This window comes from Verrucomicrobiaceae bacterium, from assembly GCA_016713035.1.
GTDB lineage: Bacteria > Verrucomicrobiota > Verrucomicrobiia > Verrucomicrobiales > Verrucomicrobiaceae > Prosthecobacter.
On the sequence record JADJPW010000002.1, the window covers coordinates 248,006 to 261,338 of the forward strand.

Genomic DNA, 13,333 nt, shown 5'->3' on the forward strand with positions numbered 1-13,333 from the left:
CTGAAAGGTGAAAAGCTGACTTCATGCAATCAAAGAGCAGGCGCGTTCGATTGATGTATTGCCAAGCCAAAGGGCTTTTGGCAGACTCAAGCACGATTCACACTCCACCTCATGAAACAGCATCTCTTCACGCTCACCGTTGCTTTGACCGCCGCCTGCTTCTTATCCCAATGCACCATCCCAACCTCAGGTGGCGGCGGTGCCCCGTCGGCCACGAAGGACGCACCCTTCGTGAACTCGCTGGGCATGAAGTTCGTGCCGGTGCCAGGGACGGATATATTGATGTGCACCACCGAGACGACCGTGGCGCAGTATCAGGCGGCTGGACTGGGCTATCAGGCTCCGAAGTTTCCTCAAGGCAGCAACCACCCAGCAGTGAATGTGTCATGGAACGACGCGAAGACTTGGTGCGCTTGGTTGAGCAAGAGGGACGGACGGAAATACCGTCTGCCGACGGATGCGGAGTGGAGCGCAGCGGTGGGCGGCAGCACCTACCCCTGGGGCAACTCCTGGCCGCCGCCGAACAACGTTGGAAATTATGCTGGGCAGGAGCTGCGCGGCTCTACGCCGGCGGAGCAGGCGCTTTTGTTCAAAGGCTACTCGCTGATCGGCGGGTTCAGTGACCGGCACAAATTCACTTCCACGGGGGGGGGCTACCCCGCGAATGGCTACGGCCTGCATGACCTGGGCGGCAATGCGTGGGAGTGGTGTGAAGATAGGCACCCTGATTTACAAGGTGAATACCGCGTGATGCGAGGTGGCTCTTGGTACAGTGTAGGTCAGATCAATCTGGCGTGCTCGGGTCGCTTCGATGTCGGGTCTATTGGGAAATCTATTGGTGGATATGGCTTCCGGTGTGTTGTGGTGAAGTGAAAGTGAACCCCAATTCTGAATCATGAAACTATCCCTGATCCTTTGCTCAGTCTGCTCGGTTGGTGCGGTGCTTGTCGTATTGTCCTCCTGCACAGCTCCGTCTGCTGGTGGCAGCGGTAACAAAGCCCCTCTCGCCGCCGTTACGAAAGAACAGCCGTTTGTGAACTCGCTTGGCATGAAGTTTGTTCCGGTGCCTGGAACGAACATCTTGATGTGTACCACCGAGACGACGGTGGCTCAGTATCAGGGGGCAGGACTGGGCTATCAGGCACAGACGTTCATTCAAGGCAGCAACCATCCGGCGGTTGGGATGAACTGGTATGACGCAAAAGCCTGGTGTGCTTGGGTAAGCAAGAAAGAGGGGAGGAAGTACCGCCTGCCGACGGATGCAGAGTGGAGTGCGGCGGTTGGGAGCGGGACTTATCCGTGGGGCAATCAGTGGCCGCCGCCCAACAACTGTGGGAACCTCGCTGGGCAGGAAATGCGAGGCCATACGCCTGCGGAGCGATCTCAGATTAACAACGGGCTACTTGACCCCCTTGGTATTAAGTACCCCGGTGGAGCAAGTGCATTGCTCATCGGTGGGTTCATTGACCGGCACAAGTTCACTTCGCCCGTGGGCAGTTACCCAGCGAACCAACTGGGGCTCCATGATCTTACTGGGAATGTGCGCGAGTGGTGTGAGGATAAGCTACCATCCGTTTTGTCTTGGGACGCTCGGGGTGTGTCGCGGTGGCTCTTGTACTCGTCTATTCGCCACACACTCTTAACTTCCTACGGCTTAGGACCTGGGACTCGATATGGTGCCCGAGACTCCGGCTTTCGTTGTGTAGTCATGAAGTGAAAGTCAATTCCATTTCCGATCATGAAATCACCCCTGATCATTTGCTCAGCCTGCTCTATTGGTACGTTGTTTGTGCTATTTTCCTCCTGCGCTGCTCCGTCTGGTGGTGGCAATGGCAATAAAACCAATCTCTCCTCAGTCACCAAGGACGCGCCCTTCGTGAACTCGTTGGGCATGAAGTTCGTTCCTGTCCCCGGCACTAATATCTTGATGTATACCACTGAGACGACCGTGGCGCAGTGCCGGGCAGCAGGCCTCGGAAACCCTGCTCCTCAGTTTGCCCAGGGAGCGAATCATCCGGCGGTGAACATTAATTCCTACACTGCGGCGAAGTGGTGCAAGTGGCTTTCACAGGTGGAAGGGCGCAAGTATCGCCTGCCGACGGATCTGGAATGGAGTTCGGCTGTCGGCACCTCTGAATACCCTTGGGGCTCTGCATGGCCGCCGCCCAACAACTGTGGGAACTATGCCGGGCAGGAGATGCGTGGCTCCACGGCTGCGCAGCGTTCCCTGCTTTACCAAGGCATCAACATCGTCGGCGGCTTCAGTGACCGACACATCTTCACGGCTCCAGTGGGCAGTTATCCGGCGAACAGTCTGGGTCTTCACGATCTGGGAGGCAATGTCTGGGAGCTGTGCAGCAATCAGAGTGTTTACGGCCAAATCATACGCGGTGGCTCCTGGTTGAGTGCCAGCCGTGGAAATGTGGCTTCATCGCGAGTTTACAACAGTGACCCCGTCAATCACACCATCAATGACAATGGCTTCAGGGTGGTGGTGGAGCTGTAATTGATACGTTGTTCACGCTTCAGCGTGTTGCGGGCGTTGTCTGAACACGCTAAAGCGTGAACAACATCTCAATCTGCACGCTGAAGCGTGCAGAAGGAATCTATTGAATCCACCCTCATGTATCGCTGGAGAAAGTTGAACCAGGATGACCAGGCCACCCTGCTGGCGTGGCGGCAGCAACTGAACCGACCCTGGCATAGCCCGCCGCATTTTGTCGAGGGACCGGGTCGGTTTCATCTGACGGCGGCTTGCTATGAGCATGCGGAGATCGTGGGTGCGAGCACGGAGCGGATGGGCACTTTCAGCGTGGACCTTCTGAGGACCTTGGATGAGGCCGGGGCTGAGACTCATGCGTGGTGTGTGCTGCCGAATCATTACCACCTGCTGGTGGATGTGCCGGATTTGAAGCAAGTCATGTCTGCGCTGGGTCAACTGCATGGGCGCTGCTCCTTTGCTTGGAATGGCGAGGACGGGCAGCGTGGGCGGAAGGTTTGGTGCGCTCCGGCAGACCGGGAGATCCGGGGCGATGCACATTTCTGGGCTACGCTGAATTACATCCATCACAATCCGGTGAAGCATGGTTGGGCGAAGGGCTGGCAGGACTGGCCCTACAGCAGTGCGAGCGACTATCTGGCTGCTGTGGGACGTGAGGAGGCCGTGCGGGTATGGAAGAGCTACCCGGTGCTGGACTATGGAGCAGGCTGGGATGACTGACGGAGCTGGAACGTTGTTCATATACGTTGTTCACGCTTTAGCGTGTCCTAAAACTCTCGGAACACGCTAAAGCGTGAACAACGTACCCAAAACCGTGAACAACGCACGGCCTCAGGTATTCCTGAAGAAGTCGTCTGAGGGGCGGATGGCCGGGGGCGGGGTTTGGGCTTAGACGGGGCGCTTTGAGGCCGTGGAGCGGGCTTGGGCGGTGTCATTTGGCTTTGGCCGCTGAGGCCTAGGCTTTCCAGGGTGGCGGTGTCGAGCTTGCCGGTGAGGGGGCAGGCTGTGGGCCTGCTGGTAGGCCAGGATGGCCCGCTGCGTGCCGGGTCCTGACTCGCCATCCGCACTGCTGGTGTAGAGGCCTGCGGCTTTCAGCTTCTTCTGCACCTGCACCAGGATGCTGCTGCGGGAGTAGCGATTGTAGGCAGCATAGGGGCCGGAGAGGTAGAGGGCATCCAGATCAAAGTAGCCGCTGGCGGGCAGCGCTGGCGCGGTGGGCTGGGAGGGTGGCGGGGCGTCGCTGATCGTAGACTGGGGCATGGGAGCCGGAGCGGGAGGTGCCTGTACGACGACGGGCATGACGGGCGCAGGGGCGGGAGCAACAGCCGTGGCAAAGGTGAAGTTGCGGAAGGGCAGCGTGCTGCCGTTGTAGAAGATGCGGGGCTTCTGCCGGGAGTCGGTGCTGCGCAGCACACGCTCCTCGATGCGGCCAAAGACCTCAAAGGAATGCACGCCGGGCTGGGGCAATTCGTCCAGCAGCGCCTGGGTGAAAGGGCTGTGTGTCCGCGCCGCTCACGCGATCCAGCGCGGGTTTACCAGGGCTGGCGGCATAGACGACGAGCGTGGCCTCCTGCAAGGAGTCCTCCGCCAGAGTGGCCAGACCGCCACCGTAGGCGCGGGTTTCCAGCCAGGAGCGGCCTTCCAGGGGATTGTCCCGGCAGCAGTCCAGGATGACCATGCGGGCAGGCACAGCCATGAGCTTGAGCTCCTCCAGCACGTCGGAGAGGCTCACGGCCTGGGTTTTGAGCTGGATCTCACGCTCCAGTTTGGCATCCACCGGCACCAGGTAGTTCCCGCCCTGGGCCTCGATGCCGTGCCCGGCGTAATAGACCAGCACGGCCCGTGCGCCGACGGACTGCTGCCTGAGTTTTTCCAGCGCATCCACCATCTGCTCCAGTCCGGCATTGCTGGCGGTGATGGTGTCAAAGCCCAGGCTCTTCAGCGTGGCGGCCACGGCGCTGGAATCATTCACGGCGGTCTTCAGCGGTCGCGCATGACGGTAGGCGTCATTGCCTATGACGAGGGCCACTCGCTCGGCGGCGTGAAGATGCCCAGCGGAACAGACAGCAAATACGGAAAGGGCGGCGAGGAGGCTTTTCATGGCAAGGGGAGGATAGTCAGGAGATGAATCGACGGCCAGTGCTTTTTGATTGCGGGGAAAGTACGTGAACAACGAACCCCAAGCCCAGCCAGCACACGGCGCAGAACGTCATTGCTCCAACACACAACGGAAACCGTAATCGTAGGGGCGATGGCCAGCAGGGGAGAAGCCGTAGCGGAAGGAAGACGCAAGATACTCGCGCCCATCAACGTCCCAAGAACCGCCGCGCAACACGCGGGCGACAGACACAACAGGATGCTTGTCCTCGCACCATTCCCACACATTGCCTCCTAGGTCATGAACACCCAATCCGTTGGCCACATAACTGCCCACAGGCGCTGTGAATACATGCCCATCCCTAAACCCGCCAATCACGCCCAGCATCCCTCTCTCATAACTAAGCGACTGAAAAAGGCGACTGACGCTGAACTGCTTTTGTGTTCCTGTCCCATGTAGTTACCGCAGTTGTTCGGCGGAGGCCACGAGTTGCCCCAGGGAAACGCGCTCGCTCCCACCGCCGCACTCCACTCCGCATCGCTCGGCAGACGGTATTTTCGTCCCTCCTTCTTGCTCAACCAGTCGCAATACGCCTTGGCATCATTCCAGGAGACATTCACCGCCGGATGATTCGATCCCTGAGGGAATGGTGGAGCCTGATAACCCATCCCCGCCGCCTGATACTGCGCCACCGTTGTCTCGGTGGTACACATCAAAATATTCGTCCCCGGCACGGGCACAAACTTCATGCCGAGAGAGTTCACGAACGGCTGCTCTTTCGTGGCGGAGGCGAGGGCGGCATTGTTTCCGCTGCTGCCACCACCGGATGGGGCGGCGCAGTGGCAGAGGAGTGTGAGGGTGGTGAGGGAGAAGAGGAGTGGTTTCATGTTTCGGGTGAGGCGGAAGGAATTGGGAATTGGTGGCGGAGAAATTTTATCATAAGATGATGGTGCTCGTCACGCTGTATGTGGGTACGTTGTTCATGCTTTAGCATGTCTGGCGGTGGCGGTGGCGTTTCCTGAGCACGCTGCTGCGAAGCCGCGAAGCGAACCGTGAACAACGAACCCCAAGCCCACCCAGCCCAGAGCGCAGTACTTTACCGCACCAATACACAACGGAAGCCATAGCTGAAGTTGCGGCCGATGGGTGTAGCACCAATGCGCTTCGAAGAAGCGAAGAAGTTCCGAAAGTCACCGAACCAGGAGCCGCCGCGGAGTATGCGGGAGCTGGAGCTACCCGGAAGCTTTTCCTCACACCACTCCCACACGTTCCCGCCAAGATCATGCAAACCGTAAGTATTGGCGGGGTAAGCGCCCACGGGAGCCGTGAATTTGTGCCGGTCACTGAAGCCTCCGATGAGATCGAAGCCTTTAAATAAAATAGCTCTCTCCGCAGGGGTGCATGATCGCATTTCTTGCCCAGGATAGTTTCCGCAGTTATTCGGCGGTGGCCAGGAATAGCCCCAGGGGTAGGTGCTGCTGCCCACGGCTGCACTCCATTCCGCATCTGTGGGCAGACGGTATTTCCTGCCCTCCACCTTGCTCAGCCAAGCGCACCAAGCCTTGGCATCGTTCCAGGACACATTCACCGCCGGGTGATCACCCCCTTGATTAAACTGCGGTGCCTCATAACCCAGACCCGCCGCCTGATACTGCGCTACCGTCGTTTCCGTCGTGCAGAAAAGGACGTTCGTCCCCGCCACCGGCACGAATTTCATGCCGAGGGAATTCACGAACGGCTGTTCTTTTGTTGCGGTGGTGAGAGCCTCCTTGTTGCCGCCACTGGTGCCGGATGGGGCGGCGCAGTGGCAGAGGAGCGTGATAGCGGTGAGGGGGGAGGAGGAGTGGTTTCATGGTTCTAATGCTGAAGCAGGAGCCTGGGCATTTTTGGGCGGCCAAGTTTTATCATGAGATGATCGTGCTCGTCACGCTCTATGTGGGTACGTTGTTCTCGCTTTAGCGTGTCTGGAGGTTGGTGCGGGGGTTCTTTGAGCACGCTAAAGCGTGAACAACGTACGATGAACAACGTACACAGACGATCACTGCCGCAGGGAGATGACGACGCGGCGGTTTTCCTCGCGGTTGGCGTCGGAGGTGTTGGGGACGGCGGGTTTGGACTCGCCAAAGCCGAGGGGGGAGGAGCTGGGTGGCAGTGACGCCGCGTGTGCTGAGCATCTGAAGGATGGCGGCGGAGCGGCGCTCGGAGAGGGTGAGATTATGCCCGTCGGTGCCGAGATCGCAGGTGTGGCCTTCCAGCACGAAGGTCTTGCCCGTGGCGGTCTTGATGGCCTGGGCGATCTGCTCCACCTGCTGGCGGGAGGTGTCATCGGCTAGCTCGGTGGAGTTGAGTTTGAAGAGAATGTTCTGGAAGGTGATGCTGCTGGCGGGATTCACCGTGACGGTGATTTGGTTTTGCCCCTGACCATCTGGCACGACGCTGATCCCACGGTCGGCTCCGCTGGCGCGGAGGGTGCGGAGGTGCTCGTCACTGATGCGGGTGGTGCGCTTCTCACTGGCGGGGCCATTCAGGGGAGCGTGTCTCATCCCAGGCGCGGGTGAGTTCGGCGGCGGGGATGATCTTTTGCCTGCGGGGGCGGCGGGCATTTTGAACTCGCCGTCTTTGGCAAGGGCAGCCGTGGTGAGGAGGAGAAGGCACGCGAGAGCGTGCGAATGGAGGAGGTGCGTTTTCATAGGATTGAGTACGTTGTTCACGCTTGAGCGTGTTCTGGGGAGTGGGAGTCGGGGAATGAAGGAATGTGGAGTCTGGCTTCTTGGGGTTGGTTTTGTTGTTCAGGCTTTAGCATGTTCTGGGAGTCGGGGAGGCACGCTCAAGCGTGAACAACGTACCGAGAGACACGCTAAAGCGTGAACAACGTACGGTTTAGGGTTTCTTCGGGCGCACGCGGTAGATGGTGGTGGCACGGCCGGGCTGAAGCTCTGCTTTGATGTCGATGCCACGGGTGATCATCTCATGGTAACGCTGGCCGGTGCATTCAATGAAATTGAAGGCTCCCCACTGGAGGCTGCGGGTGTCGGAGAAGCCTGCGGTGGAGGCCACGGCGGTGAGCACCTCACTGACGGGCGCGGGGCCGCGATCCTGGGGGTGAGTCATCTCAAAGGCGAAGGCGGCTCCGGCGCTGGGGAGCTTGATTTCCTCACCGGCCTTCACTTCGTCACTGGGGTGGAATTTGTTGGGGAAGATGAGGTAGCTCTTTTGCTCACCATCGGTGTAGTAGAGGCGGAGGTGGGCGTCTTTGGCGAGCTTAAGGGTCACGCTCATGCGCTCACCGACGACGTAGTCGGTCTTGTCCGTGGTGAGAGTGATGCCGACATCGCCTGCGAGTGAGGCGGCATTGGCGAGGATCACGGGCGGTTGTGGAGCCGGAGGCTGGGCCAGCGGCGTGCCTGCGGGTGCGGTGGGTCCGAGCAGGTCTTTCAGACTGAGGCGGGCGTCGCCCTCAATCTGTGGGGTCTGCTTCTTCGGGTTCGACGTGCGGCTCATGCGCTGGGTGATGTCACTGCGGATGGGCTCGTAGAGCTTCTCCAGCGGCACGCTCTCACCGCGCTCGCTGAGGGCTTTTTCCAGAGCGAGGCGGAAGTAGCCGCCTTTCACGCCGTCCTCGCGTGCCAGTTCGTGGGAAGCGCAGGCGGCCAGCAGGACGTGCTGGGTGTTCGTTGTGGGGGCCTTCATGGCAGTGCTGATGCTGAGATTCCGGTAGATTTCCTGCGGGCGGCCAAAGCCGAGGTCGAGGTATTTGCCACCCTCGGCGGCATCACTCTCCACGCCGCGTGTGCCGGTGCCAGAGTGGCAGCACTCCAGGATGATGGTGAGACGGTTGGTCTTGAGCTTGGAGAAGTCACTGCGCAGCACGTCATCGCTGAGCCAGGAGTCCGGGCTGGTGGCGGTCATATCGACGGTGCAGAGAGCCTCGTCGGCATCGTCACGCTCATCGCCATCCATGTCGGGCACCTGGGTGCCGTGGCCGGAGTAAAAAAGCACCGCCGCATCGCCTGGCTGCGCTTTGCCCACGAGATGTTCGGCGATGGCCTTGCGCAGCGCTGGCGTGGTAACTTCACCGTCCTTCAGGCGCAGGATGTTCGCCGCTGGGAAGCCGAAGCGGCTGGTGAGGATCTGCGCCATGGCATCGCCATCGGCGTTGCAGCCTTTGAGATCGTTGGCGGTGCCAGGGTAGTCATTGACGGTGGCGATCACGGCATACTGCGCGGCGTGAAGCGGCGCGGTGAGAAGTGCGAGGGTGAGGAGGAGCGGTTTCATGGGATTGCGTAGGATTGGGAACTCGTTTGTTGTTCACGCTTTAGCGTGTTCTGGGAGGCGGGGAATCACGCTGAAGCGTGAACAACGTACTTCTGGATCGTCAGGGCTTGGGGGGTGATTGCACAGCGGGTGAATTTTTCTCAAAGCAACTCAGTGCGGTGCATCCCGCGCGGATGGCGGCTTGGATCGCAGCGGTTTCTGCGGCACTGAGAGCTGGCACCGCCTGCTCCTGCAGCCAGCCACGCAGGAAATCGGCGGCACGCTGCGGCTGTGGGGCTTTGTCATGCCAAAGCTGGGAGAAGAAAGCCACCGTGGCCGCACTGAGCGCTTTTTGGCGATGCAGATGGTTCAGTAGATCACAGGCTTCGGCTGGCGAAGTGGCCTTGACCTCAATCGCATGGGTGGACAGTGCCAGCCAGAGAGCGAGGGCATTCCGTGGCTGCTCCAGGGCTGCCTTGTTTTCCTGCGCATCGCCAAACGACTGATGCAGGCTCCAGGAGCGGAGGCGCTGCATGGCCGCGACTTCAGCCGGAGATGCCAAGTCCGCTAAAGCCTTGCTGGCTGAGTATTCCGCTGGCTGTGCGGGTGGAGCGAAGGTGGTCTCCTTGGCGATGAGTGTCGCAGTGGGAAGAAGGAGGCAGAGAAGGAAGCGTTTCATGGCTGACTACTGAATCGACAGGGCGGCTGATTTGATTGCATGAATCGCTGCGGTCGAATGAGCCCATTTATTTCCGAATGAGAATCAATGGAGGGCAGGATGCCGAAATTGCCCTCCCGCGCAGGAATCGCCCTGAAGGCCGGAGGCTTGAGTACGTTGTTCACGCTTTAGCGTGTCTCAAGCGTCATCAGAGCACGCTAAAGCGTGAACAACGAACAAATTGAACAGCCTGGTTGGCGGTTAGCGAATGCTGACCAGTTGTCCGGTGGACGATTCGATCAGGTCGCCGCCGACCTCGTAGCGATATGAGTAGGATTCGAGTTGGCCTGGGATCTCGGTGCTCAGCATGGTGTCATAGATCGTGCGCACAGACTGACCTAAACGATTGGTGTCGCGATTGGTGAGCTTCCAGTTCCAGACGTTCACGCTTCGGCCGAGCGCAGCAACCAGTCTGCTGCCTGCTGGTTTAAGTTTGAGGGCATAGCCACTGGCAGAGCCAGAAAATGAAACCTCAGGTGCCCCAATGCCTGTGAAGGTGTCGATAAAGCATCCATATTGTGAGTGCAGTCGGACAGGCATGTTTCCCATGATGATATTTTGAAACCAGGAAAACGGCTCAACTAAGCCACCAAAAAATCCGCCCACCTGACAAGGAATGCCGTTCAACGTTTGATGGACCCTGGCACCATAAACTCCTGGTCTTGTAAGAGAATAGGTGATGGTCGTTTGGAGGGTGCCTGCGCGTTGGTTTCTTGGATCAGAAGCAGGCAGCATGTTGCTACCAACTTGTTTGGATGTGACAAGGCTGCCTGTATAAACGGCAGTGACCGACTTGCCGCCTGATTTCGACAAATGACGTTCAATACTGCCACCGTGCGGTGTGGTGAGTTCCGCTAATGTTGCTGCGGCAATAACAGGTTTGCAGAACATGCTAGGCGCTAAACTCATATCAATCTTGAGTGCTCCCCCGTCGCTCGCAGATTGAGTCGTGGCACATCCAGGAATGATTCCGGCAAGCCCGAGGCTTGCCAGGGCGAGGAATTCGCGGCGGGAGGGATCCGTGTTCATGAGTTTGAGGTAATGTAGGGTGTGGTTGTAACTATTTGGTCACCGATAAGTCACACTGACCAATCGAAGATCGATACTTTGAAGGGCGGAGGCTTGAGTTTGTTCTTCACGCTTTAGCGTGCTCCGAGCGGCATCAGAGCACGCTAAAGCGTGAGCAACGAATGAATGGAACGGACTGGCTGGCGGCTAGCGGATGCTGGCTAGTTGACCGGTGGACGATTCGATCAGGTCGCCGCCGACCTCGTAGCGATATGAGTAGGATTCGAGTTGGCCTGGGATCTCGGTGCTCAGCATAGTGTCATAGAATTGGCGCACGGGCTGGTCGCTTCGGTTAGTATTGCGTGTGCTTAGCTTCCAGTTCCAGACGTTCACGCTCCGACCGAGCGCAACAACGTGTTTGCTGCCTGCGGGTCTGAGTTTCAAAACCTCCGGACCAACAGTGGAAGAAAATGAAATCTCCGGAGAGCCAACACCTGTAGAGTTATTGATCATGCAACCGTGAGCAGGACTCTCGAATCGAATTGGCACCCCATAGGCATCATCAAACATAAAAAATGGAGCGGCAAGGCCCGAAAAAAAGCCACTGGTCTGACACGGCACTCCATTGAGGGTTTGATGGGCTTTCACAGAAAAATTTCCTGCTTTGGCTGCGGTGTAGGTAATTGTGGTTTGGAGAACACCTGAGCGCTGCTGACTCGGATCATAAGTTGGCAGAGAGTGGTTATGCAATTGTTTGGAAGTGACAAAATTTCCCACAAAAACTACGGTGACTGACTTGCCACCTGATTTAGCTAAAAAACGCTCAATGCTGCCCCCTAGAGGAGTAATAAGACCAGATGCTGATGCTTCATTGGCGGCCTTGCAGAACTTCACCGGCACCAAGTCCCCAATGATGTGAATTTTGTAATCTGACACCGCCTGCGCGGATTGGTTGGTAGTACATCCAGGAATGACTCCGGCAAGACCGAGACTGGCCAGTGTGAGGAATTCGCGGCGAGAGGGGTCAGTGTTCATGAATTTGTATGAAATAGGTTCTAAGTGAAAACTGGGGGATCAAAGATAGGTGACATTGGGGAGACTAGCGCCATCTTTCTCACGATTCACAGAATCTAAGAAACGCTTACCAATTGCCCAGTTGAGGACTCTATGGACTTACCATTAATTTCTTTGTGATAAGAATAAGATAGTAGCTGCCCTGGAACCTTGGGGCTCAGCATTGTATCATAGGTTGTGTTGACTGATTGGCCGCCCCTATTCGCCAACTTGGAAACATGTTTCCAATTCCACACTGGCACTTGTCGCCCCAAGGCCGATACCCACTGATCCCCCATAAACTTGAGCTTAAATGTCTCTCCGCTGTTCGAGGCTGTGAAAGGAATTTCCGGCGCATTCATTCCACTATTGTATTCGACAAAGGCGAACATTCCCGTTGTGCTTAAGCGAATTGGTGTTTGAGGCCAACTAAACGGCATGGGTAATTCAACGAGGGGTTGTCCATTGAGTTTAGCTTTCACGTTGACACCGATCAAGCCAGAGGCGGGTAACCTCCATGTATAGGTGACAGTCAATGATCCCATGCGTCGGTTGTCAGAATTCACAATCATCACGCCGTCCGTTTTGGAGGCGCTAAGGAGACCCGAATAGACTGTGGATACTGAGGTGCGCCCTGACCCATCAAGAAAACTTCCCAAACTTTTGGCAAGGGGCGTCAATACGTCAGGTCTCAATGGTTTAATTTTCAAGGCGTATGGCAATCCGCTTTGATCATACGAATAATCCAAATTAGGCGCACGCGAAGAAGAGCTGGGCGCTACACAAGAACTCAAGCAACCAAGTGTGCTTGCTAATGATAGTGCGACAAATTCGCGACGGGAGGGATCAGTGTTCATGAGTTTGTATAGTTTGTACGATAAAGGGAGTAGCTGAAACCATTTGGTCACCGATAAGTCACACTGGCCAAACGAAGCTCGATCTTTTGAAGATCGTGCGTTTTTTCGGTAAGGGTAAGCACTCTGCCAGGAACCTCGTCGCAGATTAGTGCTTCCTGCACCATCTCACCCGCATGAGCACGGCTTGAATGGCGGAATTTTGCACAGCTAACACGAGTTTGGGAAACAGGATCAAATTCGCTGATGGCGTTGGCCTTTATGGAAAATGGCCCGAAAGAATCGGAGACTCGGAATGAAACTGTCGGCAGCAATTCGATCATTCCACTGAACAGAAGAACTGTTTCACCGTTTCTTTTTAAAACTCTGCCGCCATCGCTCTGGATAGCATATAAATTGCCCGCCACCCCTGCAGCTGTGAGATTATCTGTCCGTTGTCCATTAACCCAAGCGCTGGCGGCAAGGCCGACAACCTCATCCTTGGAGCACATGAAAGGGCCGCCGCCCAACTGATACACTTTTTCGACTCGTACTATGCCCATTCTTTGTTGGGATGGGTCAAATTGAGATGGGCTGACATCTTTTGATTTCGTGACACTGCCCGTGTAAACGCAGGTCATCTGGCTGGCTTTGTGGAGAGCGAGAAACTTTTTGACGTTTCTCGCAATCTCCGTTTCAAGCTGCACCGGTTGATAGTACAGCATTCCATCTTTGACGAGCGGTTTGCCGTGTTTAGCGAGGTCAGGTGAGGTGCATTGGCACATGAGTGCTGCGCACAAAATAACGAGGCTGTTTTTTTTCAGATATGGGACTGGAGTCTTCATGGTGGTATATGGAATAAGCGTGAT

16 protein-coding genes are annotated in these 13,333 nt (G+C 57.1%); 4 read left to right on the top strand and 12 right to left on the bottom strand.

Annotated features, from left to right (window positions below; all coding sequences use genetic code 11):
- Positions 1 to 111 precede the first annotated feature (111 nt).
- From IPK32_08000 to IPK32_08015, 4 genes are all read left to right on the top strand, one after another.
- Positions 112 to 873, top strand: coding sequence for an SUMF1/EgtB/PvdO family nonheme iron enzyme (locus tag IPK32_08000; GenBank protein MBK8091913.1), 762 nt, complete (start codon positions 112 to 114; stop codon positions 871 to 873).
- A 22-nt stretch (positions 874 to 895) separates the two neighbouring features.
- Entirely contained in the window at positions 896 to 1,717 is an 822-nt protein-coding gene (locus IPK32_08005) for an SUMF1/EgtB/PvdO family nonheme iron enzyme (protein ID MBK8091914.1), read from the top strand.
- Positions 1,718 to 1,738: 21 nt separating this feature from the next.
- Entirely contained in the window at positions 1,739 to 2,506 is a 768-nt protein-coding gene (locus tag IPK32_08010; GenBank protein MBK8091915.1) for an SUMF1/EgtB/PvdO family nonheme iron enzyme, read from the top strand.
- Positions 2,507 to 2,623: 117 nt separating this feature from the next.
- Positions 2,624 to 3,220, top strand: coding sequence for a transposase (locus IPK32_08015; GenBank protein MBK8091916.1), 597 nt, complete (start codon positions 2,624 to 2,626; stop codon positions 3,218 to 3,220).
- 168 nt (positions 3,221 to 3,388) lie between these two features.
- Here IPK32_08015 and IPK32_08020 read toward each other — a convergent pair whose 3' ends face one another.
- The 12 genes from IPK32_08020 to IPK32_08075 all read right to left on the bottom strand — a co-directional run bounded on the left by IPK32_08020 (position 3,389) and on the right by IPK32_08075 (position 13,309).
- Positions 3,389 to 3,967, bottom strand: coding sequence for a peptidoglycan-binding protein (locus IPK32_08020; GenBank protein ID MBK8091917.1), 579 nt, complete (start codon positions 3,965 to 3,967; stop codon positions 3,389 to 3,391).
- Positions 3,939 to 4,601: a caspase family protein gene (locus IPK32_08025; GenBank protein MBK8091918.1), complete on the bottom strand. Its 663-nt coding sequence runs from the start codon at positions 4,599 to 4,601 to the stop codon at positions 3,939 to 3,941. The genes IPK32_08020 and IPK32_08025 overlap by 29 nt, the downstream gene beginning before the upstream one ends.
- Positions 4,602 to 4,709: 108 nt before the next feature.
- Positions 4,710 to 4,934 (bottom strand): SUMF1/EgtB/PvdO family nonheme iron enzyme, encoded by a 225-nt coding sequence (locus IPK32_08030; GenBank protein ID MBK8091919.1) that lies wholly within the window; start codon positions 4,932 to 4,934, stop codon positions 4,710 to 4,712.
- 38 nt (positions 4,935 to 4,972) lie between these two features.
- Positions 4,973 to 5,485: an SUMF1/EgtB/PvdO family nonheme iron enzyme gene (locus IPK32_08035; protein MBK8091920.1), complete on the bottom strand. Its 513-nt coding sequence runs from the start codon at positions 5,483 to 5,485 to the stop codon at positions 4,973 to 4,975.
- A 209-nt stretch (positions 5,486 to 5,694) separates the two neighbouring features.
- The gene (locus tag IPK32_08040) at positions 5,695 to 6,330 is read right to left on the bottom strand and encodes an SUMF1/EgtB/PvdO family nonheme iron enzyme (GenBank protein ID MBK8091921.1); all 636 of its coding nucleotides are present in this window, start codon (positions 6,328 to 6,330) and stop codon (positions 5,695 to 5,697) included.
- 223 nt (positions 6,331 to 6,553) lie between these two features.
- Positions 6,554 to 7,288 carry an OmpA family protein gene (locus IPK32_08045; protein ID MBK8091922.1) on the bottom strand — a complete coding sequence of 245 codons (735 nt, stop codon included), beginning with the start codon at positions 7,286 to 7,288 and terminating at the stop codon, positions 6,554 to 6,556.
- A gap of 190 nt (positions 7,289 to 7,478) precedes the next feature.
- Complete coding sequence (locus tag IPK32_08050; protein MBK8091923.1) at positions 7,479 to 8,873, bottom strand: caspase family protein; 1,395 nt, start codon at positions 8,871 to 8,873, stop codon at positions 7,479 to 7,481.
- A 100-nt stretch (positions 8,874 to 8,973) separates the two neighbouring features.
- Positions 8,974 to 9,531, bottom strand: a complete 558-nt coding sequence (locus tag IPK32_08055; protein ID MBK8091924.1) for a hypothetical protein — start codon at positions 9,529 to 9,531, stop codon at positions 8,974 to 8,976.
- Between the two features lie 240 nt (positions 9,532 to 9,771).
- Complete coding sequence (locus tag IPK32_08060) at positions 9,772 to 10,599, bottom strand: hypothetical protein (protein ID MBK8091925.1); 828 nt, start codon at positions 10,597 to 10,599, stop codon at positions 9,772 to 9,774.
- Between the two features lie 186 nt (positions 10,600 to 10,785).
- Complete coding sequence (locus IPK32_08065) at positions 10,786 to 11,613, bottom strand: hypothetical protein (protein MBK8091926.1); 828 nt, start codon at positions 11,611 to 11,613, stop codon at positions 10,786 to 10,788.
- A gap of 95 nt (positions 11,614 to 11,708) precedes the next feature.
- Positions 11,709 to 12,488, bottom strand: coding sequence for a hypothetical protein (locus IPK32_08070; GenBank protein MBK8091927.1), 780 nt, complete (start codon positions 12,486 to 12,488; stop codon positions 11,709 to 11,711).
- A gap of 47 nt (positions 12,489 to 12,535) precedes the next feature.
- Positions 12,536 to 13,309, bottom strand: coding sequence for a hypothetical protein (locus tag IPK32_08075; GenBank protein ID MBK8091928.1), 774 nt, complete (start codon positions 13,307 to 13,309; stop codon positions 12,536 to 12,538).
- Positions 13,310 to 13,333: the final 24 nt, after the last annotated feature.

Bases quoted from the DNA above. Each gene is read 5' to 3' on its own strand.
- IPK32_08035 (MBK8091920.1), bottom strand. From the start codon at position 5,485: ATGAAACCACTCCTCTTCTCCCTCACCACCCTCACACTCCTCTGCCAC.
- IPK32_08055 (MBK8091924.1), bottom strand. From the start codon at position 9,531: ATGAAACGCTTCCTTCTCTGCCTCCTTCTTCCCACTGCGACACTCATC.
- IPK32_08060 (MBK8091925.1), bottom strand. From the start codon at position 10,599: ATGAACACGGATCCCTCCCGCCGCGAATTCCTCGCCCTGGCAAGCCTC.
- IPK32_08025 (MBK8091918.1), bottom strand. From the start codon at position 4,601: ATGAAAAGCCTCCTCGCCGCCCTTTCCGTATTTGCTGTCTGTTCCGCT.
- IPK32_08050 (MBK8091923.1), bottom strand. From the start codon at position 8,873: ATGAAACCGCTCCTCCTCACCCTCGCACTTCTCACCGCGCCGCTTCAC.
- IPK32_08015 (MBK8091916.1), top strand. From the start codon at position 2,624: ATGTATCGCTGGAGAAAGTTGAACCAGGATGACCAGGCCACCCTGCTG.
- IPK32_08005 (MBK8091914.1), top strand. From the start codon at position 896: ATGAAACTATCCCTGATCCTTTGCTCAGTCTGCTCGGTTGGTGCGGTG.
- IPK32_08070 (MBK8091927.1), bottom strand. From the start codon at position 12,488: ATGAACACTGATCCCTCCCGTCGCGAATTTGTCGCACTATCATTAGCA.
- IPK32_08045 (MBK8091922.1), bottom strand. From the start codon at position 7,288: ATGAAAACGCACCTCCTCCATTCGCACGCTCTCGCGTGCCTTCTCCTC.
- IPK32_08075 (MBK8091928.1), bottom strand. From the start codon at position 13,309: ATGAAGACTCCAGTCCCATATCTGAAAAAAAACAGCCTCGTTATTTTG.
- IPK32_08065 (MBK8091926.1), bottom strand. From the start codon at position 11,613: ATGAACACTGACCCCTCTCGCCGCGAATTCCTCACACTGGCCAGTCTC.
- IPK32_08000 (MBK8091913.1), top strand. From the start codon at position 112: ATGAAACAGCATCTCTTCACGCTCACCGTTGCTTTGACCGCCGCCTGC.
- IPK32_08010 (MBK8091915.1), top strand. From the start codon at position 1,739: ATGAAATCACCCCTGATCATTTGCTCAGCCTGCTCTATTGGTACGTTG.